The organism is Enterobacter sp. BIDMC 26 (assembly GCF_000534435.1).
In the GTDB taxonomy this organism is placed as follows: Bacteria; Pseudomonadota; Gammaproteobacteria; order Enterobacterales; family Enterobacteriaceae; genus Enterobacter; species Enterobacter ludwigii.
The window spans coordinates 2,732,310-2,757,001 of sequence record NZ_KI973182.1; the positions used below are offsets into that span (position 1 = coordinate 2,732,310).

Below are 24,692 nucleotides of genomic sequence, written 5' to 3' on the forward strand. Positions count from 1 at the left end.
GGTTAATGACCTGAATTATGTGAAAAGAAAACGGCACGTTCCGGATCGTCTTGATTCTTTAGGTTATATCAGCCAAATAAAACTTGCCATACGACCTGTCGTCTTGTCGCGGCGATAAGAGAAAAAATCACCCTTTTCGGTGAAGGTACAGCGATCGCCGCCGAAGATCTGCGTCACGCCGACATTATTCAGGCGCTGGCGGGCCAACAGGTAAATATCGGCCAGATATTTTTCACCGGCAGGAAGGAAAGCATCCGCGGCCTGCAGATCTTTCTCCATAAAGGCTTCGCGGACCTCTGGCCCCACTTCAAACGCACGAGGACCAATGGCCGGGCCGAGCCAGGCCATGATATTCGCAGGGTCATCTTTAAAGCAGGCGACGGTCTCTTCGAGCACACCTTCACACAGACCACGCCAGCCCGCATGCGCTGCTGCCACCTCGGTACCGGCACGGTTACAGAACAGAACCGGCAGGCAATCGGCAGTCATTACCGCACATACCGTTCCCGGGGTATCACTGTAAGACGCATCGGCCCGTTTAGACGCATAGGGTTCGCCCGTTAACGTCAGTACCGTTTTACCGTGTACCTGTTCCAGCCAGACCGGCTTCGACGGTAAATTCCCGGCAGCAAACAGGCGTTTGCGGTTTTCTTCAACGTGCTCCAGGTTGTCACCACAGTGTGCGCCGAGATTCAAAGATTCCCACGCGCCCTGGCTCACACCGCCGATACGGGTTGAACTGCAGGCAGCCACGCCCTCAGGCAGTGGCCACTCCGGGACAATCAGTTTGGTCATAACCAGTCCACTTGATCTTTATGTTCTTCAAAATCAACGCGCATGGCGTCAATAAGGTCGACCATATCCTGTGGGATCGGCGCGTGCCATTCCATCTGAATACCGGTGATAGGATGGTAAAGACGCAGCATCGTTGCGTGCAGCGCCTGGCGATCAAACTTACGCAGTACGCTAATGAACTCATCCGATGCGCCTTTTGGCGGACGCGGACGACCACCGTAGACCTGATCGCCCACCAGCGGATGGGTAATGTGCGCCATATGAACACGGATCTGGTGAGTACGACCGGTTTCCAGACGCAGACGCAGACGCGTATGAATGCGGAAGTGTTCCATAATGCGGTAGTGCGTTACCGCAGGCTTACCCATCGGGTGCACCGACATATGGGTACGTTTGGTTGGGTGACGGCTGATAGGTTCTTCCACCGTACCGCCAGCGGTCATATGACCAATGGCCACCGCTTCATATTCGCGGGTGATTTCACGCAGCTGCAGAGATTCCACCAGACGTGTCTGAGCTGGAACGGTCTTTGCCACCACCATCAGACCCGTGGTGTCTTTATCCAGACGGTGAACGATGCCGGCGCGTGGAACATCCACGATAGGCGGGTAATAATGGAGAAGTGCGTTAAGCACTGTGCCATCAGGGTTCCCCGCGCCCGGATGAACAACCAGGTCACGTGGCTTGTTGATCACCAGGATGTCATCATCTTCATAGACGATGTTCAGCGGGATGTCCTGCGGCTCGAAGCGGATGTCCTCTTCGATTTCAGCATTGATGGCGACGGCTTCCCCACCTAACACTTTCTCTTTTGGTTTGTCCCAGATCTTGCCGTTTACCAGCACGCGCTGGTCAAGGATCCATTCTTTTATGCGTGAACGCGAATAATCAGGGAACAATTCGGCCAAAGCCTGATCTAAGCGTTGACCGAGCTGATTTTCGGAGACTGTTGCGGTGAGTTCTACTCGTTGTGCCATAAACTGCTTCTTCGTTTAACGTTGGGTTTTACGGCTTTGCCGTTTAATATAGTGTGCTATTGTAGCTGGTCTTAATCGGGAGCAGGAACAGAGTTTCTCCCGGACAAACATTTGAGGAAAGTCAAAACGTCATGACGCGCATGAAATATCTGGTGGCAGCGGCCACGTTGAGCCTGGCTTTGGTGGGCTGCTCCGGTTCAAATGAACAGGTCCCTGACAATCCGCCGAATGAAATCTATGCGACTGCACAACAAAAGTTGCAGGACGGTAACTGGAAACAGGCGATAACGCAACTGGAAGCGTTGGATAATCGCTATCCATTTGGTCCGTATTCGCAGCAGGTACAGTTAGATCTCATCTATGCCTACTATAAAAATGCCGATCTGCCGCTGGCTCAGGCAACCATCGATCGTTTCATGCGTCTGAACCCGACTCATCCTAACATCGATTACGTCATGTACATGCGCGGTCTTACCAACATGGCGCTGGACGACAGTGCCCTGCAAGGTTTCTTCGGTGTGGATCGTTCTGACCGTGACCCGCAGCATGCGCGTGATGCTTTCAACGACTTCTCTAAACTGGTGCGCGGCTACCCGAACAGCCAGTACGTCACTGACGCGACCAAACGTCTGGTGTTCCTGAAAGATCGTCTGGCGAAATACGAATACTCCGTTGCGGAATACTATACCCGCCGTGGCGCATGGGTTGCCGTGGTTAATCGTGTAGAAGGTATGTTGCGTGATTACCCGGATACACAGGCAACGCGTGATGGCCTGAAGCTGATGGAAAATGCTTACCGTCAGATGCAGATGACCGCACAGGCTGACAAAGTGGCGAAAATCATCGCCGCGAACAGCAGCAACACCTGATATTGCCTCAAAGCAAAACGGCAGCCTTCGGGCTGCCTTTTTTTTATGCGTTCAGAGATCAGCTGAAGCGGTTTAGCCTCAACACATCCTATCAACTATGACCGCAAATCGGGCCTTCCACAAGGTAAATATCACCTCTTCCTGCCCTGCCTCACAAAAAACATTCCCTGACAAAAACCGACAAAATAACGTGATATAAATCACACATTTTGACATTAGGACAGGTATGCTGGAATCACCAAGACGGAAAGACAAGAGGTAAAATTTATGACAATGAACATTACCAGTAAACAAATGGAAATTACTCCGGCAATCCGCCAACACGTCGCAGACCGTCTCGCCAAACTGGATAAATGGCAAACACATTTGATTAACCCACATATCATCCTGTCCAAGGAGCCGCAAGGTTTCATCGCTGACGCAACTATCAATACTCCAAACGGCCATCTGGTCGCCAGCGCAAAACATGAGGATATGTACACCGCTATTAACGATTTGATCAACAAGCTGGAACGGCAGCTCAATAAAGTGCAACACAAAGGTGAAGCCCGTCGCGCCGCAACGTCGGTGAAAGACGCCAGCTTCGCGGAAGAAGTTGAAGAAGAGTAATCCTTTAAATTGAGTTTACCGCCAACGCGCCTTCGGGCGCGTTTTTTATTGACAGCGTGAAAACAGTACGGGTACTTTAACGGTATCAACGACAGGATGATTTCATGAAACACACACCGTTTTTCTTCGCATTCTTTTTTACCTTCCCCTGATTGGGAGGCGTTTCGTCGTGTGATAAAGAATGCGAAGACGAACAACAAGGCCTCCCACACCGGGAGGCCTTTTTTATTAATAACGATAAACGAGACAGGCAACACTATGACACCGGAAAACCCGTTACTGGACCTGCGAGTGAAAATCAGCGCACTGGACGAAAAATTACTGGCCCTGCTGGCAGAACGTCGCACACTCGCCATCGAAGTGGGAAAAGCCAAGCTGGACTCCCATCGGCCGGTGCGTGATATTGATCGTGAACGCGACCTGCTGGAACGCCTGATTCAGCTTGGCAAAGCGCACCACCTCGACGCCCATTACATCACCCGTTTGTTCCAGCTCATCATCGAAGACTCCGTTCTGACCCAGCAAGCGCTACTCCAGCAGCATCTGAATAAAACGAACCCGCACTCTGCACGTGTCGCCTTCCTCGGCCCTAAAGGCTCTTACTCTCACCTTGCCGCGCGCCAGTACGCAGCACGTCATTTCGAAGAGTTTATTGAAAGCGGCTGCGCAAAATTTGCTGATATTTTCAATCAGGTCGAAACCGGACAGGCGGATTACGCCGTCGTACCGATTGAAAACACCAGCTCTGGTGCCATTAACGACGTGTACGATCTTCTGCAGCACACTACGCTGTCGCTGGTTGGCGAGATGACCATCCCTATCGATCACTGCGTACTGGTCTCTGGCTCAACCGACCTGAGCCAAATCGAGACAGTGTACAGTCACCCACAACCGTTCCAGCAGTGCAGTCAATTCCTCAACCGTTATCCGAACTGGAAAATTGAGTACACCGAAAGCACTTCTGCGGCGATGGAAAAAGTGATGCAGGCAAATTCCCCGACGGTGGCCGCGCTTGGCAGCGAGGCGGGCGGAGCGCTGTATGGGCTGCAGGTACTGGAACGCAACCTGGCGAACCAGACGCAAAATATCACCCGCTTCGTGGTACTGGCCCGTAAAGCCATCAATGTCTCTGAGCAGGTTCCGGCTAAAACGACGCTGCTGATGGCGACCGGGCAGCAGGCGGGTGCGCTGGTTGAGGCCCTGCTGGTACTGCGTAACCACAACCTGATCATGACGAAGCTGGAATCGCGCCCGATTCATGGTAATCCGTGGGAAGAGATGTTTTATCTGGATATCCAGGCCAACCTGGAATCTGCATCCATGCAGAAAGCCCTGCGTGAACTGGGTGAAATCACCCGCTCAATGAAAGTGCTGGGCTGCTATCCGAGCGAAAACGTCGTGCCGGTTGACCCCGCTTAACGTTCGATAAAGCGGCTTTTCTTCATCCCTGCCACGCTGACGGGCAGGGTGAAGATGGCGCCGGAGAGCGGATACTGCGCCACTTCATCCGCATCCATATTTTCCCGCGTGGTCGTGATAAACAGGGTCTTCATATCCTCGCCGCCAAAGCAGACCATCGTCGGACAACGAACCGGCATGCGATACTCTTCCAGTTGCTCCCCCTGCGGTGAAAAGCGCGCAATACGCCCGCCATCAAACATTGCGCTCCAGTAGCAGCCTTCTTCATCCATCGCAGCACCGTCGGGTATGCCCTCCCCCTCTTTAAAGCGGCGGAATATCTCGCGTTTCCCCGGCTCACCTTGCTCATCAAGCGGCGTGCGGTAGATAACGCCATTTGGCGTATCAGAGGTGAACATCCACTGTTTGTCGGGGCTGAATGCCAGACCGTTGTGTCCGTGAATATCACACTGGATCACTTTCGGCGTCAGATCATTATCGATACGCATTAGCATGGCGCCGTTGTAATCCCCCGGCCCCCAGAAGGTTCCCGCATAGAACCGTCCATGATGATCGGTACCTCCATCATTAAAACGCGCCAGTTGCGGGTTAGAGGGGTTATCACACACCTTGCGCTGAAGCAGGCCGTGTTTGTCAGCAAGCCAGATGCCATTGCGCATCGCGACGATAAAGCCGCCACGCTCACGCAGAGCGAAACAACCTACTTCTTCATGGAAAGAGAGTACCGTGTGTTCCGCGGTGGGCAGATGATAACGGTGGATCTCCCCCTCCAGAATATCTGCCCAGTAGAGCGCATGCTCTTCGGCACTCCACGTCGGACATTCGGGCAGATGCCCGGTGTAATTCAACAGCGGCTGCGGTTCGGCCATAACAGTTCCCCAAAATGAAAAAAGCCAGCATTGCTGGCTTTTAGTATATACATCATCGCATTACTGGCGACTGTCATTTGCCTGACGCAAAAGCGTGCGGCTCTCACTCTGAAAACGTTGCGCATAATCGCCAAACCAGTGCTCGACTTTACGGAAGCTGTCGATAAACGCCTGTTTATCGCCATGCTCCAGCAAGGTGATCGCTTCACCAAACCGCTGGTAATAACGTTTGATAAGCGCCAGGTTGTTCTCAGAGGACATAATAATGTCGGCGTAAAGCTGTGGATCCTGAGCGAACAAACGCCCGACCATCGCCAGCTCCAGGCGATAGATCGGCGAAGAGAGCGCCAGCAGCTGTTCAAGCTGCACATTCTCTTCCGCCAAATGCAAACCGTAGGCAAAGGTCGCAAAGTGGCGCAGCGCCTGAATGAACGCCATGTTCTGATCGTGCTCTACCGCGCTGATCCGGTGCAACCTGGCACCCCATACCTGAATTTGTTCCAGGAACCACTGATAGGCCTCCGGCTGACGACCATCACAGTACACCACAACCTGCTTCGCCAGGCTGCCACTGTCCGGACCAAACATCGGGTGCAGGCCAAGCACCGGGCCAGTATGCGCCGCCAGCATCGCCTGCAGGGGGCCATTTTTGACCGATGCAAGGTCAACCAGGATGCAATCTTTCGGCAACGGTGGAAGCTTGCCGATGATCTGCTCCGTCACGTGGATAGGCACGCTGACGATAACCATCCCCGCATCGGCCATCAGCGCTGGCGCGTGTTCCCAGTCCTCTTTTTCCAGAATGCGAACCTGATAACCAGAAAGCGTCAGCATTTTTTCAAACAGACGCCCCATCTGGCCCGCACCACCCACAATAACCACCGGGCGCAGGGACGGACAGAGGGTTTTGAAGCCCTTATCGTTTTCGTTGGAATAGGATTCCCGCATTACGCGACGCAAGACATCTTCAATCAGATCCGGCGAGACGCCCAGCGCCTGGGCCTCTTTGCGCCGCGAGGCCAGCATGGATGCCTCACGCTCCGGGACGTAAATCGGCAGGCCGTATTTGCTTTTTACCTCACCCACTTCGGCAACCAGAGCCATACGGCGCGCCAGCAGGTCCAGCAACGCCTTATCCACTTCATCAATTTGATCGCGTAACGCGGTCAATTCAGCAACCATAACTACCCTCTTAAGCCAGACGCGTCGCCAGCTGGCCGCTTAAATCTTTATGGATCTCACGCAGCAGCGCGTCGGTGGTTTCCCAGCTGATGCAGGCATCCGTGACGGATACGCCGTGCTTCATTGCGCTGCGCGGTTGTTCAGATGACTGATTGCCTTCATGAATATTGCTCTCAATCATCAGACCGATAATAGAACGGTTGCCGTCTTTTATCTGTGCCACCACAGATTCCGCAACCGCAGGCTGACGACGGTAATCTTTATTCGAATTACCATGACTGCAATCTACCATCAGTGCCGGGCGCAGTCCCGCCTGCTCCATCTCTTTTTCACACTGTGCCACATCTGCCGGGCTGTAGTTCGGTGCTTTACCACCGCGCAGGATCACGTGACCATCCGGGTTACCCTGCGTTTGCAGAAGGCAAACCTGCCCCGCCTGGTTAATGCCAACAAAACGGTGCGGCATTGCCGCGGCACGCATGGCGTTAATTGCGGTGGCCAGGCTGCCATCGGTACCGTTTTTAAAACCAACCGGCATCGACAGACCAGACGCCATCTCGCGGTGGGTTTGTGATTCTGTGGTGCGTGCCCCAATGGCAGACCAGCTAAACAGGTCGCCCAGGTACTGCGGGCTGTTCGGATCCAGCGCTTCAGTGGCCAGCGGCAGCCCCATGCTGACCAGCTCCACCAGCAGGCGACGCGCAATTTTCAGCCCTGCTTCCACATCAAACGAGCCATCCATGTGCGGATCGTTAATCAACCCTTTCCAGCCAACGGTGGTACGTGGCTTCTCAAAATAGACGCGCATTACCAGATAGAGGCTATCGCTGACCTCCTCCGCTAATGTTTTAAATCGACGAGCGTACTCAATGGCGGCTTCAGGATCGTGAATAGAACAAGGACCACATACCACCAGCAGGCGCGGATCGCGGCCAGCGATAATGTCTGAAATGGTCTGACGCGAGTGCTCAATTTGAGCCTCCTGCGCGACGCTCAGCGGGAATTCCGCTTTCAGTTGATCCGGAGTAATCAAAATCTGTTCGTCAGTGATGTGTACGTTGTTCAGCGCGTCTTTTTGCATGATTGCGATCCTGTAAAGCTCGTTTGCGATAGTTGTTTTTCCTCGAAGAGGTGAAACAACGATACCATAACAAGTAAAGATTTCAATCCAAAATACGTACACTTTTCTTTACGAATGCCAATTTATTGCAAAAATCAGCCGCCATATCCGTAAACTTTAAATTACACCCCTTCTTTCCGTTACCAGGCTATGCTGAAGAAAAAAGGAGAATGGCTATGCGTTCAATTGCTCTGGTGCTGTTGTCGCTCATTTTATCGGGTTGCCAAATCAATCCTTATACCTTCCACCCGGACTGGACCAGCCCCAGCTGGTTTGATGCAGGTAAAGAAGACGCTATGAATGGTCTGCCGGTTAAAGATAACCAGACGCTGGCCGATAATTTTAATGATCCGCATGTTGATCGTAGTGAATATCTCCGGGGATATGCAGACGGACAGAAGAAAGTGTGTGAAGAAGGTTTTCTCCACGCCTGGGGATTAGCGGGCAAATCTTTTCCTGCCAGCTGCGATACTGCTGAAAATGCAGCAAAACTGCACGAGTCATGGCAAAAAGGCATGGATGAAAGCATGCGCTCCAGCAGACTTAATTAAGCCTCTTTTTATTCACCGGAATATAACAAAGTGTAGGATTTAGCTTAGGTCGAGGCAGGGAAAATTCTGACATAATGACGGCTTTGGTAAACAATGGTATTCTGCCTACAACTCTTAAGGACATCTATTTCCGGAGCGAAGTGGCGGATTCTGGTGAGAAATTTATCCTTGATCTCTTTTTTCCGACTCACTCTGGTGCTAATGCTGTTCCTTATGGTGGGCGCAGCGGCGGCAGGCACGTTCACCGAAACCGATAAATCGGTACGTTCGATCGTTTCAGGTATTGTGAGCTACACCCGATGGCCGTCACTTTCCGGCCAGCCAAAACTCTGTGTTTATGCTTCTTCTCACTACACGCATGCACTCACCAGCAAGGACGGGCAAAGCGAATTACCTTATACCCCCGTTATTGTGCGTAACGATCAGGAAGCCCTGTCCGCGACGTGTGATGCTATTTATTTCGGGGCGGAATCCCCCGTAAAACAACGTGAATTAATAAGTCAGTATCAGGGCAGAGCATTGCTATTAATCTCAGAGCAAAATCCGGAATGTATTATTGGCAGCGCCTTTTGCCTGATAATTGATCGCAACCATGTCCGGTTTTCCGTCAATCTGGATGCGCTGACTCGCAGTGGCGTGAGAGTCAATCCGGATGTATTAATGCTCGCACGGAATAAGCAGCATGGATAAAGATTTCACTTCAGCGCCACGTCCGACGTTTAAAAGAACACTCAGACGAATCAGCATGATAAGCGTCATCATCACGATGACATTAATATGGCTGCTCCTCTGTTTTGCCTCCGTCGTGACATTAAAGCAATACGCACAAAAGAATCTCGAATTAACCGGCGCCACCATGAGCCACAGCCTTGAAGCCTCCCTGGTGTTCAACGATTCAGTGGCAGCCAATGAAACGCTTGCTGCCCTTGGCAAACAGGGCCAGTTTGCCGTGGCTGAAGTCCTCAACGTGCACAAAAAACGCTTTGCGTACTGGTCGTGGAACCCGGCGGATAACAACGACACTCTGGGCGCACTGGTCAGCCGCTGGCTTTTCCCCGAGCCGATTTCCCAGCCTGTATTCCATAACGGCTCAACGATTGGCGAAATACGCCTTACCGCGCGTGACAGCCTGATAAGCCACTTCATCTGGATGTCGTTTGCCGTTCTCACCGGCTGTATTTTGTTTGCGACGGTGGTCGCACTGACCATTACGCAATCCTTGCATCACGGCATGGTTACAGCGCTGCAAAACATTACTGACGTCGTTCATGACGTACGCACTAACCGTAACTTCTCCCGACGGGTGAAAGACGGGCGGATTGAAGAGTTTCACCAGTTTGGCGAGGACTTCAACAGCCTTCTGGATGAAATGGAGGAGTGGCAGCTTAAACTGCAGGCGAAAAACGCCCAGCTATTACGCACCGCCATGCACGACCCGCTGACGGGTCTTGCCAACCGTGCGGCATTTCGTAACAGCATCGCGGCATTAATGAATGACCCCGCAGCAAAAACAAACTCGGCCCTGCTCTTCCTCGACGGTGATAATTTTAAGTTTATTAATGACACCTGGGGACACGCGGCAGGAGACTGTGTGCTGATTGAAGTCGCCAGAAGAATGGTCGAGTTCGGTGATAAGCGCCATCAGTCATACCGCCTTGGCGGCGACGAGTTTGCCATGGTGCTGTACGGCGTCCATTCAGAGCCTGAGGTTCAATATCTTTGTGCTGCCTTATCGCAGCAGTTTATCCGCCCGTTCGAATTGCATAACGGGCAAAAAGCATCAATGTCACTCAGTATTGGCTTTGCTCTGGCGTGGGAAAATGGTTCTGTGGAAGCATTACTGGAGAAAGCCGACCGCAATATGTACCTGGTTAAAAACCAGCGTACAAAAACGATAAATTAGAAGGGAAACGATATGTTAAAGCGATACTTCGCGCCGTTGTTATTAGCCTCAGTCGTGCTGGCAGGTTGCCAGTCACCGCCGCAAGGCAAGTTCACTCCTGAGCAGATTGCGGCGATGAAGTCTTACGGTTTTAACGAACTGAACGGCGACTGGTCTCTTGGCCTGTCAGATACCATCCTGTTTGATAAAAATGACGCCAGGCTGCGTGCGGAAAGTGAAACGCAGATCAAGACCATGGCCTCTCGCCTCGCGGCAACCGGCCTGAACCACGCGCGTATGGACGGTCACACGGACAACTACGGCGAAGAGCGCTACAACGAAGCGCTGTCATTGAAACGTGCAAATGCGGTAGCCGACGCCTGGGCGAAGGGAGCCAATATCCCGCGCAGCAACCTCACCACGCAGGGGTTAGGCAAAAAATACCCTGTTGCGAGCAACAGTACTGCAAAAGGGCGCGCTGAAAACCGCCGGGTTGCGGTGGTGATCAGCACGCCATAAGGTTATTTAACCGATGATTCTGCGAGCGACACGCCTGTTGCCGCTCGCCAGCGCAGCCAGTCGACCAGCACAAACAGGGCCAGACTCACACCCATCACCGGCATCGCCAGCCCCAGCAGGACACTCACTATCGCCGTGACGGCTCTTCCCCATCCCGATAGCGCCAGCCAGCTCTGACAGAGCGTCTGAACCGGGTTCACGACCGATTGCGCCGGACGACGCATCCACCACATCCGGTATCCCCAGACGATCAGCACGCACAGGGCAATACCGAACGCGATCAGCAACAGCTGATTGGCCAGCCCAAACAAGATCCCCATGTGGAAATCCACGCCCCAGCGGGTCAGTTTTGCCATTAACGGGAAATCTTCAAACCGGGTTCTGTCCAGAATATGCATGGAGTGCGGATCGACCGCCACCGCATCGACCTGAGTCGGCCAGCTACGATCGATTTCCGTCACGGTCCAGGCCTGTTCAGCCGTTTTCGCCGGGCGGATTTCGAGCTTGCTGGCATCTATACCCGCCGTACGGGCGGCATGCAGGACGTCATCAAAAAGCGTCGGATCCATCACCATCCCGGGCATAATCATCCCGCTATGATGCCCCCGGTGCTCAGCGTGCTCGTCCATGATGGCAGGCACACCGGAGAGCGTAGTATTGACCTGCGGCGTAAGCCAGTTCATCCGGGCACGCAGTGTATCCACGTTACCGCCCGCCCACTGAGACCACGTCAGGCCTGTCGCTGAGAACAATAACATTCCCCCCAGCAACACCCAGCCCAGTGCCACATGCACACGACGGCGGTTCTGGAAACGGTTGTTCATCCGACGTTTTGGTCGGGTGTAAAACCACAGGGCGATTCCACCCAGCGCGGCAACCCACATCCAGGAGGCGGCCAGCTCGCTATAGAGACGCCCGACATCGCCAAGCATTAACGAGGTGTGCAGATAATCGATGGTCTGGCGCAACGGTAGAATGCCACTCGTGCCGTACACCGTCATCTCGCCCCGCACCTCAAGGCTCACGGGATCCACAAAGATAGCGCGGTTCTCCGACGGGCCAAGCGCAGGGTCAGCGAACATCACGCGGGTAGTATCACCGTCAACCAGCCCCGGACGAACGGCATGCAGGCGCAGATCTGAACCCACGGCGTTTTCCGCCACGGCAATCTGCTCGGCCAGAGGCCGTGCCTCTCCCATTGAATCCGTGTGCAACGCGTGCCAGTAGAGCGCGTTTTCCAGCTGCGGTGTCGCCACATACAGCGTACCGGTCAGCGCGGCGAAGAAGATAAACGGGCCAACAAACAGCCCGACATAGAAATGGAGTCGACGCAGCAGGTTTCCCCATGCCGCGCGCGGAGTGCAGGTAGTCATACTTTTCCTTTTTAAGGCAAAAAGTTATCGATTTTTTTTAAAGGGAAAAAGCAGACTGCCGCGGCGGCGCGCGGGTATCAGGAAAGAGCCAGGGGAAAAAGTGCCAGTGGCTGACCGGCGGTTGCGGCGGTGTAACGCGACTCCTTTGCAGTACCACACTGAGCAGTACAATCAGCGCCAGCATCATGCCCGGCACATGCGCTAACAGTACACAGTAGCCACACGCTTCCGCATGGTCGACGGGCATCGAGTGCGGCATATCGCCATGGTGTTCATCCATCGACATCATGCTCATGTCATGATGCATTCCCGGCATGGCGCTCATGGGATCTTTTTGCAGCGAGATGGAGATAAGCGGCGCAACCACGATCAGCAGGATCGCAAACAGCGCGGTCAAAGCCGCTGCGCGTTTCCAGTTATGCCGATGCAGTACGTTATCCACTTTCCCTCCCGTTAAGAGGCCAGCATTGTAAATGATTTATGACGAAAGGGTTAATGCGAGAGGTGCGATGGAATAAAAAAGGGCCAGCCTTTCGGCCAGCCCTTTTTAACAGGATGTCGCTTAAGCGAATCTTAGTTCAGACGCTCTTTAATACGAGCAGACTTACCAGTACGCTCACGCAGGTAGTACAGTTTAGCTTTACGTACAGCACCACGACGTTTAACAGCAATGCTGTCAACTACCGGAGAGTGAGTCTGGAAGACACGCTCAACGCCTTCGCCGTTGGAAATTTTACGAACAGTGAATGCAGAGTGCAGACCGCGGTTACGAATAGCGATAACCACGCCCTCGAATGCCTGCAGACGTTTTTTGGAACCTTCAACAACCCATACTTTCACTTCCACGGTGTCACCTGGACGGAAGGAAGGTACGTCCTGCTTCATCTGCTCTTGTTCAAGTTGCTTAATAATGTTGCTCATAATTTAATCTCTTATCCTGGGTAAACTGATATTCGGGAGCGTATTACGCATTCCCATCATGTTCATGCTGCTGTTGCGCGTGTTCTTTTTTGAACTCGGCCAGCAACTTTGCTTGCTCTTCAGTCAGAGCCAGGTTTTCCAGAAGTTCAGGTCTTCTAAGCCAGGTTCGGCCCAGCGACTGCTTCAAACGCCAGCGACGTATCTCAGCATGGTTTCCTGACAGTAACACCGCCGGTACTTCCATCCCTTCTAACACTTCAGGACGAGTATAGTGTGGACAGTCCAGCAACCCATCAGCAAAGGAATCTTCCGTTGCCGAAGCTTCATGGCCCAGTACACCCGGAATGAACCGGGCAACGGAGTCAATCAGCGTCATCGCTGGTAACTCACCACCGCTGAGTACGTAATCGCCGATAGACCATTCTTCGTCAATCTCGGTTTGAATTACGCGCTCATCTATCCCTTCGTAGCGACCACAGACCAGAATCAATTTTTGATTCGTCGCCAGTTCGCTGACGCCCGCTTGATCAAGCTTGCGTCCCTGAGGTGACAGATAAATCACCTTCGCGCCTTCACCTGCCGCGGCTTTTGCTGTGTGAATGGCGTCCCGTAAGGGTTGCACCATCATTAACATCCCCGGTCCGCCGCCGTAAGGACGATCGTCCACGGTACGGTGCCGGTCATGCGTAAAGTCACGAGGACTCCAGCTCTGGATGTTCAGCAGGCCATTCTTTACTGCCCGGCCAGTTACCCCGTAATCGGTAATCGCGCGGAACATTTCAGGAAACAGGCTAATTATGCCAATCCACATAGCGCCGTCTTTTACCGTTTATCCGGAGAATTTAAAAACCAGGATCCCAATCTACTTCAATCGTTTGAGTAGCGAGATCGACTTTCTTGATAACCTGTCCATCGAGGAACGGAACCAACCGCTCCTTGATGCCAAATGCATCTTTCAGGTTTGCCCTAATGACGAGAACGTCATTTGACCCGGTTTCCATCATGTCGATGACTTTCCCCAGGCTATAACCTTCAGTGGTGACCACCTGGCAACCCATAAGGTCTTTCCAGTAGTAGTCGCCCTCTTCCAGCTGCGGCAACTGCGACGAATCCACGATAATTTCACAATTAGTCAGTGCATTCGCGGCATCACGATCGTCAATGCCTTTCAGCTTGATGATGATGTCCTGATTGTGGTGACGCCAGCTTTCCAGCTCGACCTCTTCCCACTTACCGGCTTTCTGGATAAACCAGGGCTGGTAATTAAAAATGCTATCAGCGTCTTCAGTGGAGGAAAACACTCTGAGCCAACCACGAATACCGTAGCAAGAACCCATTTTGCCCAATACAATCGGTTCAACAGGTGCTTTATTGCTCATCATGACCACCGTGACAGATTAAGCTGCTTTGTTTGCTGCTTTGATCAGCGTAGCAACGCGATCGGAAACAGTAGCGCCCTGGCCAACCCAGTGAGCGATACGATCCAGATCCAGACGGGTTTCTTCTTCAGAACCAGAAGCGATCGGGTTGAAGAAACCAACGCGCTCAATGAAGCGACCGTTGCGTGCATTACGGCTGTCAGTAACAACAACCTGGTAGAACGGACGCTTTTTAGCGCCGTGACGTGCTAAACGAATAGTTACCATAACATCCTCTTGTGTGAATAAAACAACCGGGCCCCATCGAGGAACGGAGCCCGGGTGTCATATTAAAAGCCCGAAAATTTTACTGATTTCTGGGGAAAATGCAATCAGCAGTTAAAACTCTGCTGCAAAACACGGCCAGGGTGCGCTTTTCGGGCACACCCCGGCATCAAAATAGCCAACAGCCAGGCGATTAACGGCCAGGGAATCCTGGCGGCATCATGCCCTTCATGCCACGCATCATCTTCGCCATGCCGCCTTTCTTCATTTTCTTCATCATGCGCTGCATGTCGTCGAACTGTTTCAGAAGGCGGTTTACGTCCTGCACCTGCATGCCGCAACCGGCTGCGATACGGCGTTTGCGGGACCCTTTGATGATGTCCGGGTTAGCACGTTCCTTGAGGGTCATCGAGTTGATGATCGCCTCCATACGCACCAGCACCTTGTCATCCATCTGCGCTTTTACGTTGTCAGGGATCTGGCCCATGCCAGGCAGTTTGCCCATCAGGCTTGCCATGCCGCCCATGTTTTTCATCTGACGCAGCTGCTCAAGGAAATCGGTCAGGTCAAAACCGTCGCCTTTTTTCAGCTTGCTGGCCAGCTTCTCAGCCTGGGCGCGGTCAACCTTGCTCTCGATATCTTCGATAAGCGACAGCACGTCGCCCATGCCGAGGATACGGGAGGCGATACGGTCCGGGTGGAACGGCTCCAGCGCTTCGGTTTTCTCACCCACACCGAGGAATTTAATCGGCTTGCCGGTGATATGACGAATCGAAAGCGCCGCACCACCGCGGGCGTCACCGTCCACTTTGGTCAGCACTACGCCGGTTAACGGCAGCGCTTCGTTAAACGCTTTCGCGGTGTTCGCCGCATCCTGACCGGTCATGGCGTCAACAACAAACAGGGTCTCTACCGGATTGATAGCGGCATGCACCTGTTTGATCTCATCCATCATCGCTTCGTCAACGTGCAGACGACCGGCGGTATCCACCAGCAGCACGTCGTAGAATTTCAGCTTCGCCTCTTTCAGCGCCGCGTTAACGATGTCGACAGGCTTCTGGGCAACGTCAGACGGGAAGAAATCCACGCTGACCTGCTGCGCCAGGGTTTCCAGCTGCTTAATCGCCGCCGGGCGATAGACGTCCGCAGAAACGACCAGCACTTTTTTCTTGTGCTTTTCTCGCAGGAATTTACCCAGCTTACCCACGCTGGTGGTTTTACCCGCACCCTGCAGGCCCGCCATCAGCACGACGGCCGGTGGCTGTGCCGCCAGGTTAAGCACCTGGTTCTCTTCGCCCATCGCCGAAACCAGTTCGTTACGGACGATTTTGACGAACTCCTGACCCGGGGTCAGGCTCTTGTTAACTTCATGACCAACCGCCTTCTCTTTAACGCGGTTGATAAAATCACGAACAACCGGCAACGCGACGTCTGCTTCCAGCAGCGCCATGCGCACTTCGCGCAGCGTTTCCTTGATGTTGTCTTCGGTAAGGCGTCCGCGGCCGCTGATGTTGCGCAGCGTGCGCGACAAACGATCGGTTAAATTATCAAACATTGTCTCTCGCCTGAGTAGAAACGTTGGGTCGCTGGCAGCGACACATACACAGAATTTTGCCGGAGTATAACATGAAGGCGGCTTTGTTGTTATGCAACGGTTGGAGCAGGCGTCACGTAACGTTATACTGCTTCTCTTTCTTATTAAGACAACTGTCGATGCCTATATGCCTGTTTTCGCACTGATCGCCCTTGTTGCCTACTCTGTCAGCCTCGCGCTGATCATTCCTGGACTGCTGCAAAAAAACAGCGGCTGGCGACGCATGGCTATTCTTTCGGCGGTGATCGCACTGATAAGCCATGCGTTCGCGCTGGAATCGCGCATTATCCCCGGCGATGGCAGCGTACAGAACCTGAGCGTGCTCAACGTCGGCTCGCTGGTCAGCCTGATGATCTGTACGGTGATGACCATTGTCGCCTCTAAAAACCGTGGCTGGCTGCTACTGCCGATTGTGTATGCCTTCGCGCTGATCAACCTGGCCCTGGCCACGTTTATGCCCAATGAGTTTATTACGCATCTGGAAGCGACGCCGGGAATGCTGGTGCATATCGGCCTGTCACTCTTCGCTTATGCAACGCTCATTATCGCCGCGCTCTATGCCATGCAGCTCGCCTGGATTGACTACCAGCTGAAAAACAAAAAGCTGGCCTTTAACCATGAGATGCCGCCGCTGATGGTGATTGAGCGTAAGATGTTCCACATCACGCAGGTCGGTGTCGTGCTGCTGACGTTAACGCTGTGCACAGGCTTGTTTTATATGAAGAACCTGTTCAGCGTAGAGAATATCGATAAAGCGGTCCTCTCCATCATCGCGTGGTTTGTCTATATTGTCCTGTTATGGGGCCATTATCATGAAGGCTGGCGCGGTCGTCGCGTGGTCTGGTTCAACGTCGCGGGCGCGGGCATTCTCACCCTTGCCTATTTTGGCAGCCGCTTCATACAGCAATTTGCTGGCTAAGTAACAAAGGAGTTCCCCCTGGAACACATCTCTACCACCACGCTGATCATTACGCTGATCGTCATGGTGGTCATCTCCGCCTATTTCTCCGGCTCGGAAACCGGCATGATGACCTTAAACCGCTACCGGTTACGTCATCGTGCTAAACAGGGTAACCGTGCCGCCCGTCGCGTCGAAAAACTGCTGCGTCAACCGGATCGTCTGATCAGTCTGGTGCTTATCGGTAACAACCTCGTCAACATTCTTGCCTCTGCGCTCGGTACTATCGTTGGGATGCGCCTGTACGGCAACGCCGGCGTCGCCATTGCCACCGGTGTGCTGACGTTTGTGGTGCTGGTGTTTGCAGAAGTGTTGCCTAAAACCATCGCCGCGCTCTACCCGGAAAAAGTGGCCTACCCCAGCAGCTTCCTGCTGGCACCGCTGCTGATCCTGATGATGCCGCTGGTCTGGTTACTGAACATGGTGACGCGTGTTCTGATGCGGATGATCGGTATCAAAGCAGACGTCACCATCAGCAGCGCGCTCAGCAAAGAAGAGCTGCGCACCATCGTGCATGAATCGCGCTCGCAGATCTCCCGGCGTAATCAGGACATGCTGCTGTCGGTACTGGATCTGGAAAAAGTCAGCGTTAACGACATCATGGTGCCGCGTAACGAGATCGTCGGCATTGATATCAATGACGACTGGAAAGCCATCGTCCGCCAGCTGACCCACTCCCCGCACGGCCGTATCGTGCTGTACCGCGACTCTCTGGACGATGCCATCAGCATGCTGCGCGTGCGCGAAGCTTATCGTCTGATGACCGAGAAAAAAGAGTTCACCAAAGAGGTGATGCTCCGCGCCGCCGACGAAATTTATTACGTGCCGGAAGGAACGCCGCTCAGCACCCAGCTGGTGAAGTTCCAGCGTAACAAGAAGAAGGTCGGCCTGGTGGTCAATGAGTACGGGGATATTCAGGGGCTGGTGACGGTTGAAGATATTCTGGAAGAGATTGTCGGGGACTTTACCACCTCAATGTCCCCTTCCCTTGCGGAAGAAGTCACCCCGCAAAACGACGGCTCGGTGCTGATCGACGGTAGCGCGAACATTCGAGAGCTCAATAAAGCCTTTAACTGGCATTTACCGGAAGATGAAGCACGCACCATAAACGGGATGATTCTGGAAGCACTGGAAGAGATCCCGGCGGCGGGCACGCGGGTGCGCATTGAGCAATACGATATTGATATCCTGGACGTGCAGGACAATATGATTAAGCAGGTGAAAGTCCTGCCGGTAAAACCGATTCGGGAAAGTATTGCTGAGTAGAGAGTAGGCCGGGTAAGGCGCAAGCCGCCACCCGGCACTACAGATGGCAAATTACGCTTTCGCTTTCGCCACGGTAACCATTGCAGCACGAATGGTACGACCGTTCAGGGTATAACCTTTCTGCATCACGCCAAGCACTTTACCGGCTTCAACGTCTTCTGATTCCACCATCGCAATCGCCTGGTGCACGTTTGGATCCAGCGGAACGTTGGTATCGCCAACCACTTCCACGCCAAACTTACGTACCACATCCAGCATGGATTTCAGCGTCAGTTCGATACCTTCGATCATCGCAGTGTTGTCCGGGTTAGCTTTATCAGCCACTTCCAGTGCGCGATCCAGGCTATCAATAACCGGCAGCAGTTCGTTGATAAATTTCTCCAGCGCAAATTTATGCGCCTTCTCAACGTCCTGCTCGGTACGACGGCGCAGGTTTTCCATTTCCGCCTTGATGCGCAGAACACTGTCGCGTTCGCGATTCTGTGCTTCTACCAGCTGAGCTTCCAGATTCGCAATTTTTTCATCGCGCGGGTCCACCTGCTCAGCAGATGCGTCCGGCTCTACAGCCTCAACATCATCGTGCTGTTCCGTGATAATTTCTTCAGGGGCTTGCCCCTCAGGCGTTTTCTGTTCTTTACTACTCATGAATTTCTCCGCGTTTTTCTGCATTCATATCGCTAACTTCGCTTATTATGGGGATCAGTTTCCGGGATTCAAGGGAACAAGACAGATTGTCATCATTCATCAGGCACAAGGACCTCCAGAAAATGAATAATCATTTCAGGTGTATTGGGATCGTCGGGCATCCGCGTCACCCTACCGCATTGACGACACATGAAATGTTGTATCGCTGGCTGTGTAGCAAAGGCTATGAAGTGATGGTCGAGCAGCAGATTGCCCAGGAGCTGCAGCTGAAGAGCGTCAAAACCGGCACGCTGGCGGAAATTGGCCAGCAGGCGGATCTCGCTGTGGTGGTCGGTGGCGACGGCAATATGCTCGGCGCGGCCCGAACGCTCGCGCGTTATGACATCAAGGTCATCGGTATCAACCGCGGCAATCTCGGCTTTCTGACCGACCTCGATCCGGACAACGCCCAGCAGCAGCTGGCCGACGTGCTGGAAGGTCATTATATCAGCGAAAAACGCTTTTTGCTGGAAGCGCAGGTGTGTCAGCAGGACTGCCAGAAGCGCATTAGCACCGCGATTAACGAAGTGGTGCTCCACCCCGGCAAAGTGGCGCACATGATTGAGTTCGAAGTCTATATCGACGAAATCTTCGCCTTCTCGCAGCGTTCTGACGGGCTGATTATCTCCACGCCGACAGGGTCGACTGCCTACTCGCTCTCTGCGGGTGGTCCGATCCTCACCCCTTCACTGGATGCCATCACCCTGGTACCGATGTTCCCGCACACGCTCTCGGCGCGTCCGCTGGTGATCAACAGCAGCAGCACCATTCGTCTGCGTTTCTCACACCGCCGTAACGATCTGGAGATCAGCTGCGACAGCCAGATTGCGCTGCCTATTCAGGAAGGTGAAGATGTTCTCATTCGTCGGTGTGATTACCACCTGAATCTTATTCACCCGAAAGATTACAGCTATTTCAATACATTAAGCTCGAAGCTTGGCTGGTCAAAAAAATTGTTCTGATTTTGCATCCAGTACTTTACTGTATATAAAACCAGTTTATACTGTATGAAAACACAGTCATGGTTTTTCATACAGGAAAACAATTATGCTGGCACAACTGACCATCAGCAACTTTGCCATAGTTCGTGAGCTTGAGATCGATTTCCACAGCGGCATGACGGCGATCACCGGGGAAACCGGTGCGGGTAAATCCATTGCCATAGATGCCCTCGGCTTGTGCCTCGGCGGCCGTGCAGAAGGTGACATGGTGCGCAGGGGCGCAAACCGTGCCGATCTCTGCGCTCGCTTCTCCCTGAAAGATACCCCTGCCGCCCTGCGCTGGCTCGAAGAGAACCAGCTGGAAGACGGACGTGAGTGTTTACTTCGTCGCGTTATCAGCAGCGATGGTCGTTCCCGCGGCTTTATCAACGGCACTGCAGTCCCGCTTTCCCAGCTTCGCGAGCTCGGCCAGTTACTCATTCAGATCCACGGCCAGCACGCGCACCAGCAACTCATTAAACCGGAGCAGCAGAAAGCGCTGCTTGATGGCTATGCAGGTGAGTACGCACTTACTCAGCTCATGGCGGAGCACTATCGCCAGTGGCATCAAAGCTGCCGTGAGCTTGCCCAGCACCAGCAGCAAAGCCAGGAACGTGCAGCCCGTGCTGAGCTTCTGGAATACCAGCTTAAAGAACTCAACGAATTTAGCCCGCAGGCGGGTGAATTTGAGCTTATCGACGAAGAGTACAAGCGCCTGGCTAACAGCGGTCACCTGCTCTCAACCAGCCAGAATGCCCTTAACATGCTGGCTGACGGTGAAGACGTGAACCTGCAGAGCCAGCTGTATAATGTTCGTCAGCTCATCATCGAGCTGGCCGGCATGGACAGCAAACTCTCTGGCGTACTGGATATGCTGGAAGAGGCCGCGATTCAGATTTCAGAAGCCAGTGACGAACTGCGCCACTACTGTGAACGTCTGGATCTCGATCCGAACCGTCTGTTTGAACTGGAGCAACGCATCTCCCGTCAGATCTCGCTGGCGCGTAAGCACCACGTTACGCCAGAAGAGCTGCCTGGCTACTATCAGTCCCTGCTTGATGAACAACAGCAGCTTGACGATCAGGCTGACTCGCTGGAAACCCTGTCACTGGCGGTGAACCTGCACCATGAACAGGCGCTGACGACGGCGAAACAGCTGCATGAGATCCGTCAACATTACGCCCAGGAACTGAGCCAGCACATCACTGACAGCATGCACACGCTGGCGATGCCGCACGGCGTGTTCACCATCGATGTCTGTTTCGAAGAGAACCATCTGACGGCGGAAGGTGCGGACCGTATTGAATTCCGCGTCACCACCAACCCGGGGCAGCCGTTGCAGCCCATCTCTAAAGTGGCTTCCGGCGGTGAACTGTCGCGTATCGCGCTGGCGATTCAGGTGATTACCGCACGTAAAATGGAAACCCCGGCGCTGATTTTCGATGAAGTAGACGTGGGGATCAGCGGCCCTACGGCGGCGGTCGTCGGCAAACTGTTGCGCCAGTTGGGTGAATCAACGCAGGTCATGTGTGTTACCCACCTGCCGCAGGTGGCCGGGTGTGGTCATCATCACTTTATCGTCAGCAAAGAAACTGACGGTGAAATGACGGAAACGCACATGAAGCCACTGGATAAACGCGCACGTCTGCAGGAGCTGGCACGCCTGCTGGGCGGCAGTGAAGTCACGCGAAATACGCTCGCGAACGCGAAAGAACTGCTGGCGGCATAAACTTTTTCGGGATCTCAGGGTCATAGAGAACAACAAAAACGCCGCCAGACCGGTTTCAAAGTGGGGCAAGGTCTATTATCATCGGCATATAACATATGAGCCGCGTTCTGCTCGGGCCCGAAAAGGAATCAAATCACTATGCGTTGTAAAATGCTGACCGCTGCCGCAGCGGTTCTTCTGATGTTGACCGCAGGCTGTTCCACTCTGGAGAAAGTGGTTTACCGTCCTGACATCAACCAGGGGAACTACCTTACCCCTAACGATGTGTCCAAAATCCGTGTGGGGATGACACAACAGCAGGTCGCTTATGCACTTGGAACCCCAATGATGTCCGATCCGTTCGGCACAAACACCTGGTTCTATGTATTCCGTCAGCAGCCGGGCCATGAAGACGCGTCCCAGCAGACCCTGACGCTGACCTTCAGCAGCGCCGGTGTGTTGACCAACATCGACAACAAGCCTGCCCTGACCAAATAATCAGGTGTCAGAGATGCAAAAAGGTGCTCAATGAGCACCTTTTTTGTTTTCCTTCATCCCCCTCGCCCCTTTGAGAACAGGCTTAAGGTGAGGAGCGAACTACTTACCCGATTTCTCCGCACGCTGGCGACGCAGCTCTTTCGGGTCGGCAATCAGCGGGCGATAAATTTCGACCCTGTCACCCTCATTCACCACATCAGCCAGTTTGACCGGACGGCTGTAAATGCCGACTTTATTTTTCGCCAGGTCGATGTCACGACGAAGCTCAAGGATGCCAGAAGCGCGAATAGCCGACTCAACGGTCGCACCTTCTTCCAGCATCACACGCTGCAGATATTGCTTCTCCGGCAGCGCATACACCACCTCGACAGCTATCTTATGCGACACTGTAAACCTCTTTGGCGCGGGTCGTGAACGCCTGAACCATATTCGAGGCCAGCTCTTTAAAGATGCGGCCAAACGCCAGCTCAATCAGTTTATTGGTAAACTCAAAGTCCAGCTGGAACTCGATGCGACAGGCATCAGCGCTGAGGGGGGTAAACTTCCAGCCACCCATCAGGGTTTTAAACGGACCATCTACCAGATGCATCAAAATACTCTGATTGCTCGTCAGCGTATTGCGGGTGGTGAACGTCTTGCTGATCCCCGCTTTGGAGACATCGACCGCCGCCGTCATCTGCGTCGGGCCAGACTCCAGCACGCGGCTCCCGGTACATCCCGGAATAAACTCTGGATAAGACTGAACGTCGTTCACTAACTGATACATTTGTTCCGCGCTGTATGGAACAAGCGCAGTACGGCTAATCTGAGGCATAGCATTTCCCATGGTCACACAACCGACAAATAATAACATTTATCACCTGTTAAAAAAACGCTAAGCCTCATCTCGTGCTAATATAGCGCGTTAGACCTCACAGGACGCAATGAGGTGACTTTTTGAAATCAGATTACCGATGGCTTTACGATACTTATGACGAAGAAAAAAGCACATAAACCAGGCTCGGCGACCATTGCGCTCAACAAGCGTGCTCGCCACGAGTATTTTATTGAAGAAGAATTCGAAGCTGGCCTTGCATTGCAGGGCTGGGAAGTAAAATCGCTGCGCGCCGGGAAAGCCAATATCGGTGATAGCTATGTGATCCTGAAAGATGGCGAAGCCTTCCTGTTCGGTGCCAACTTCACGCCGCTGACCGTCGCCTCGTCACACTACGTGTGTGACCCAACGCGTACCCGTAAGCTGCTGCTGAACAAGCGTGAACTGGAGTCCCTTTATGGGCGCATTAACCGTGAAGGCTTCACCGTGGTTGCCCTGTCGCTGTACTGGAAAAATGCCTGGTGCAAAGTGAAAGTTGGCGTCGCGAAGGGTAAAAAACAGCACGACAAACGTACCGATCTGAAAGAGCGCGAATGGCAGCTCGACAAAGCACGTATTATGAAAAACGCAGGACGTTGATTCTGCGCACTTATTGTACTATTCAATAAGTTAGCGTTCCGGGCTGGTTTCCAGGATGTAAAATCTGGTATACTCAGTTCAACACTATTGGGGCTGATTCTGGATTCGACGGGATTTGCGAAACCCAAGGTGCATGCCGAGGGGCGGTTTGCCTCGTAAAAAGCCGCAAAAAAATAGTCGCAAACGACGAAAACTACGCTTTAGCAGCTTAATAACCTGCTCTGAGCCCTCTCTCCCTAGCTTCCGCTCTTAAGACGGGGATTTAAGAGAGGTCAAACCCAAAAGAGATCGCGTGGAAGCCCTGCCTGGGGTTGAAGCGTTAAAACTAATCAGGCTAGTACGTTAGTGGCGTGTTTGTTCGCAGCTGGCGTGCGAATGTAAAGACAAACTAAGCATGTAGTACCGAGGATGTAGAAATTTCGGACGCGGGTTCAACTCCCGCCAGCTCCACCAAATAAAACAAGGGGTTACGTGAAAGCGTAGCCCCTTTTTCTATTCCAATGGCGGCAAAATGGCGACAGGCTTTTGGACTGGCGACAAAAAAACCCGCTTTGAAAGCGGGTTCTTTTTAAAAATTCATGTGCCCTTGCCCATCTTTTCCCGGATGTGGGGGCGCAGAAGAAATCACATTAGGCTTTATGATATGCCTAACAAATGTTTCGTGCGTGACAAAAGTACAACCGCAGTTGATATTTTGGCACTGGTTGTAACGTTCTTTGGTTGTTGCTGATACCTGAAAACTGCTTCTTGTATGGGCTGCCTGGCCGCACTCTGGACAATTCATCATTCCGGTTATCCCACCACTTTTGCCAAAATCACAAT

30 protein-coding genes, 1 other RNA gene and 1 other annotated feature are annotated in these 24,692 nt (G+C 53.1%); of the genes, 15 read left to right on the forward strand and 16 right to left on the reverse strand.

The features are described 5' to 3' along the window. Positions 1-63 precede the first annotated feature (63 nt). Both yfiH and rluD read right to left on the reverse strand, forming a co-directional pair. Positions 64-795 carry a purine nucleoside phosphorylase YfiH gene (gene yfiH, locus L462_RS10655; RefSeq protein ID WP_032678710.1) on the reverse strand — a complete coding sequence of 244 codons (732 nt, stop codon included), beginning with the start codon at positions 793-795 and terminating at the stop codon, positions 64-66. Further along, entirely contained in the window at positions 792-1,772 is a 981-nt protein-coding gene (gene rluD, locus L462_RS10650) for a 23S rRNA pseudouridine(1911/1915/1917) synthase RluD (RefSeq protein WP_014171235.1), read from the reverse strand. The genes yfiH and rluD overlap by 4 nt, the downstream gene beginning before the upstream one ends. A gap of 131 nt (positions 1,773-1,903) precedes the next feature. Between rluD and bamD the strand changes: the two genes are divergently transcribed. From bamD to pheA, 4 genes are all read left to right on the forward strand, one after another. Next, positions 1,904-2,641 carry an outer membrane protein assembly factor BamD gene (gene bamD / locus L462_RS10645; RefSeq protein ID WP_013098339.1) on the forward strand — a complete coding sequence of 246 codons (738 nt, stop codon included), beginning with the start codon at positions 1,904-1,906 and terminating at the stop codon, positions 2,639-2,641. A 267-nt stretch (positions 2,642-2,908) separates the two neighbouring features. Next, entirely contained in the window at positions 2,909-3,250 is a 342-nt protein-coding gene (raiA, locus tag L462_RS10640; RefSeq protein WP_003863162.1) for a ribosome-associated translation inhibitor RaiA, read from the forward strand. A gap of 103 nt (positions 3,251-3,353) precedes the next feature. Further along, positions 3,354-3,479: a sequence feature (Phe leader region), on the forward strand. Continuing rightward, on the forward strand, positions 3,355-3,402 hold the full coding sequence (gene pheL, locus L462_RS25150) for a pheA operon leader peptide PheL (protein WP_001386991.1): 48 nt from the start codon (positions 3,355-3,357) through the stop codon (positions 3,400-3,402). It overlaps the preceding feature by 48 nt. A gap of 29 nt (positions 3,480-3,508) precedes the next feature. Next, positions 3,509-4,669 (forward strand): bifunctional chorismate mutase/prephenate dehydratase, encoded by a 1,161-nt coding sequence (pheA, locus tag L462_RS10635; protein WP_020883922.1) that lies wholly within the window; start codon positions 3,509-3,511, stop codon positions 4,667-4,669. On the opposite strand, the gene L462_RS10630 is transcribed toward pheA, so the two are convergent. Genes L462_RS10630 through aroF form a run of 3 tightly spaced genes read right to left on the reverse strand, consistent with a single transcriptional unit; the run spans position 4,666 to position 7,801 of the window. Beyond that, positions 4,666-5,538 (reverse strand): SMP-30/gluconolactonase/LRE family protein, encoded by an 873-nt coding sequence (locus tag L462_RS10630; RefSeq protein ID WP_032678711.1) that lies wholly within the window; start codon positions 5,536-5,538, stop codon positions 4,666-4,668. The genes pheA and L462_RS10630 overlap by 4 nt on opposite strands. Positions 5,539-5,598: 60 nt before the next feature. Beyond that, a complete protein-coding gene (gene tyrA, locus L462_RS10625) occupies positions 5,599-6,720 on the reverse strand; it encodes a bifunctional chorismate mutase/prephenate dehydrogenase (RefSeq protein ID WP_032678713.1) in 1,122 nt (373 codons plus the stop codon). A 10-nt stretch (positions 6,721-6,730) separates the two neighbouring features. Beyond that, complete coding sequence (aroF, locus tag L462_RS10620) at positions 6,731-7,801, reverse strand: 3-deoxy-7-phosphoheptulonate synthase AroF (RefSeq protein ID WP_025203434.1); 1,071 nt, start codon at positions 7,799-7,801, stop codon at positions 6,731-6,733. Positions 7,802-8,016: 215 nt separating this feature from the next. Between aroF and L462_RS10615 the strand changes: the two genes are divergently transcribed. The 4 genes from L462_RS10615 to L462_RS10600 all read left to right on the forward strand — a co-directional run bounded on the left by L462_RS10615 (position 8,017) and on the right by L462_RS10600 (position 10,792). Further along, positions 8,017-8,391 (forward strand): DUF2799 domain-containing protein, encoded by a 375-nt coding sequence (locus tag L462_RS10615; protein ID WP_020883919.1) that lies wholly within the window; start codon positions 8,017-8,019, stop codon positions 8,389-8,391. 201 nt (positions 8,392-8,592) lie between these two features. Next, on the forward strand, positions 8,593-9,081 hold the full coding sequence (locus L462_RS10610; protein WP_020883918.1) for a regulatory sequestration protein YfiR: 489 nt from the start codon (positions 8,593-8,595) through the stop codon (positions 9,079-9,081). Continuing rightward, positions 9,074-10,294, forward strand: a complete 1,221-nt coding sequence (dgcN, locus tag L462_RS10605) for a diguanylate cyclase DgcN/YfiN (protein WP_032678714.1) — start codon at positions 9,074-9,076, stop codon at positions 10,292-10,294. The genes L462_RS10610 and dgcN overlap by 8 nt, the downstream gene beginning before the upstream one ends. A gap of 12 nt (positions 10,295-10,306) precedes the next feature. Beyond that, a complete protein-coding gene (locus tag L462_RS10600; RefSeq protein ID WP_014171244.1) occupies positions 10,307-10,792 on the forward strand; it encodes an OmpA family protein in 486 nt (161 codons plus the stop codon). Positions 10,793-10,794: 2 nt separating this feature from the next. Here the strand turns inward: L462_RS10600 and L462_RS10595 are convergent, their stop codons facing one another. From L462_RS10595 to ffh, 7 genes are all read right to left on the reverse strand, one after another. Then, positions 10,795-12,165, reverse strand: coding sequence for a PepSY-associated TM helix domain-containing protein (locus tag L462_RS10595; RefSeq protein ID WP_032678715.1), 1,371 nt, complete (start codon positions 12,163-12,165; stop codon positions 10,795-10,797). A 37-nt stretch (positions 12,166-12,202) separates the two neighbouring features. Then, positions 12,203-12,607 (reverse strand): DUF2946 domain-containing protein, encoded by a 405-nt coding sequence (locus L462_RS10590; protein ID WP_014171246.1) that lies wholly within the window; start codon positions 12,605-12,607, stop codon positions 12,203-12,205. Positions 12,608-12,738: 131 nt separating this feature from the next. Next, complete coding sequence (rplS, locus tag L462_RS10585; RefSeq protein WP_002914145.1) at positions 12,739-13,086, reverse strand: 50S ribosomal protein L19; 348 nt, start codon at positions 13,084-13,086, stop codon at positions 12,739-12,741. Positions 13,087-13,129: 43 nt separating this feature from the next. Then, entirely contained in the window at positions 13,130-13,897 is a 768-nt protein-coding gene (trmD, locus tag L462_RS10580; protein ID WP_014171247.1) for a tRNA (guanosine(37)-N1)-methyltransferase TrmD, read from the reverse strand. 31 nt (positions 13,898-13,928) lie between these two features. Further along, positions 13,929-14,468: a ribosome maturation factor RimM gene (gene rimM, locus L462_RS10575; RefSeq protein WP_032670210.1), complete on the reverse strand. Its 540-nt coding sequence runs from the start codon at positions 14,466-14,468 to the stop codon at positions 13,929-13,931. Positions 14,469-14,483: 15 nt separating this feature from the next. After that, positions 14,484-14,732, reverse strand: coding sequence for a 30S ribosomal protein S16 (gene rpsP, locus L462_RS10570; protein WP_014171249.1), 249 nt, complete (start codon positions 14,730-14,732; stop codon positions 14,484-14,486). Positions 14,733-14,922: 190 nt separating this feature from the next. Then, on the reverse strand, positions 14,923-16,284 hold the full coding sequence (gene ffh, locus L462_RS10565; protein ID WP_014171250.1) for a signal recognition particle protein: 1,362 nt from the start codon (positions 16,282-16,284) through the stop codon (positions 14,923-14,925). Between the two features lie 166 nt (positions 16,285-16,450). Between ffh and L462_RS10560 the strand changes: the two genes are divergently transcribed. Together L462_RS10560 and L462_RS10555 are read left to right on the forward strand one after the other, a co-directional pair. After that, positions 16,451-17,242, forward strand: coding sequence for a cytochrome C assembly family protein (locus tag L462_RS10560; RefSeq protein ID WP_003863130.1), 792 nt, complete (start codon positions 16,451-16,453; stop codon positions 17,240-17,242). A gap of 18 nt (positions 17,243-17,260) precedes the next feature. Continuing rightward, positions 17,261-18,547, forward strand: coding sequence for an HlyC/CorC family transporter (locus L462_RS10555; protein ID WP_032670206.1), 1,287 nt, complete (start codon positions 17,261-17,263; stop codon positions 18,545-18,547). A gap of 51 nt (positions 18,548-18,598) precedes the next feature. On the opposite strand, the gene grpE is transcribed toward L462_RS10555, so the two are convergent. Continuing rightward, complete coding sequence (gene grpE, locus L462_RS10550) at positions 18,599-19,192, reverse strand: nucleotide exchange factor GrpE (RefSeq protein ID WP_020883911.1); 594 nt, start codon at positions 19,190-19,192, stop codon at positions 18,599-18,601. A 122-nt stretch (positions 19,193-19,314) separates the two neighbouring features. Here grpE and nadK point away from each other — a divergent pair, with 122 nt between their 5' ends. From nadK to bamE, 3 genes are all read left to right on the forward strand, one after another. Continuing rightward, positions 19,315-20,193, forward strand: coding sequence for an NAD(+) kinase (nadK, locus tag L462_RS10540; protein ID WP_020883909.1), 879 nt, complete (start codon positions 19,315-19,317; stop codon positions 20,191-20,193). An 85-nt stretch (positions 20,194-20,278) separates the two neighbouring features. Beyond that, positions 20,279-21,940, forward strand: coding sequence for a DNA repair protein RecN (gene recN / locus L462_RS10535; RefSeq protein WP_032678716.1), 1,662 nt, complete (start codon positions 20,279-20,281; stop codon positions 21,938-21,940). A 138-nt stretch (positions 21,941-22,078) separates the two neighbouring features. Further along, positions 22,079-22,417 (forward strand): outer membrane protein assembly factor BamE, encoded by a 339-nt coding sequence (bamE, locus tag L462_RS10530; protein WP_014171256.1) that lies wholly within the window; start codon positions 22,079-22,081, stop codon positions 22,415-22,417. A gap of 99 nt (positions 22,418-22,516) precedes the next feature. On the opposite strand, the gene L462_RS10525 is transcribed toward bamE, so the two are convergent. Continuing rightward, complete coding sequence (locus L462_RS10525; RefSeq protein ID WP_032678718.1) at positions 22,517-22,804, reverse strand: RnfH family protein; 288 nt, start codon at positions 22,802-22,804, stop codon at positions 22,517-22,519. After that, on the reverse strand, positions 22,794-23,231 hold the full coding sequence (locus L462_RS10520) for a type II toxin-antitoxin system RatA family toxin (RefSeq protein ID WP_024908332.1): 438 nt from the start codon (positions 23,229-23,231) through the stop codon (positions 22,794-22,796). The genes L462_RS10525 and L462_RS10520 overlap by 11 nt, the downstream gene beginning before the upstream one ends. A gap of 156 nt (positions 23,232-23,387) precedes the next feature. On the opposite strand from L462_RS10520, the gene smpB reads away from it, so the two are divergent. Together smpB and ssrA are read left to right on the forward strand one after the other, a co-directional pair. Then, positions 23,388-23,870, forward strand: a complete 483-nt coding sequence (gene smpB / locus L462_RS10515) for an SsrA-binding protein SmpB (RefSeq protein WP_008502505.1) — start codon at positions 23,388-23,390, stop codon at positions 23,868-23,870. An 89-nt stretch (positions 23,871-23,959) separates the two neighbouring features. Next, positions 23,960-24,323: a transfer-messenger RNA gene (ssrA, locus tag L462_RS24445) on the forward strand. A gap of 115 nt (positions 24,324-24,438) precedes the next feature. Here the strand turns inward: ssrA and L462_RS24450 are convergent. Next, a complete protein-coding gene (locus tag L462_RS24450; protein WP_045334934.1) occupies positions 24,439-24,657 on the reverse strand; it encodes an ogr/Delta-like zinc finger family protein in 219 nt (72 codons plus the stop codon). Between the last annotated feature and the right edge of the window lie 35 nt (positions 24,658-24,692).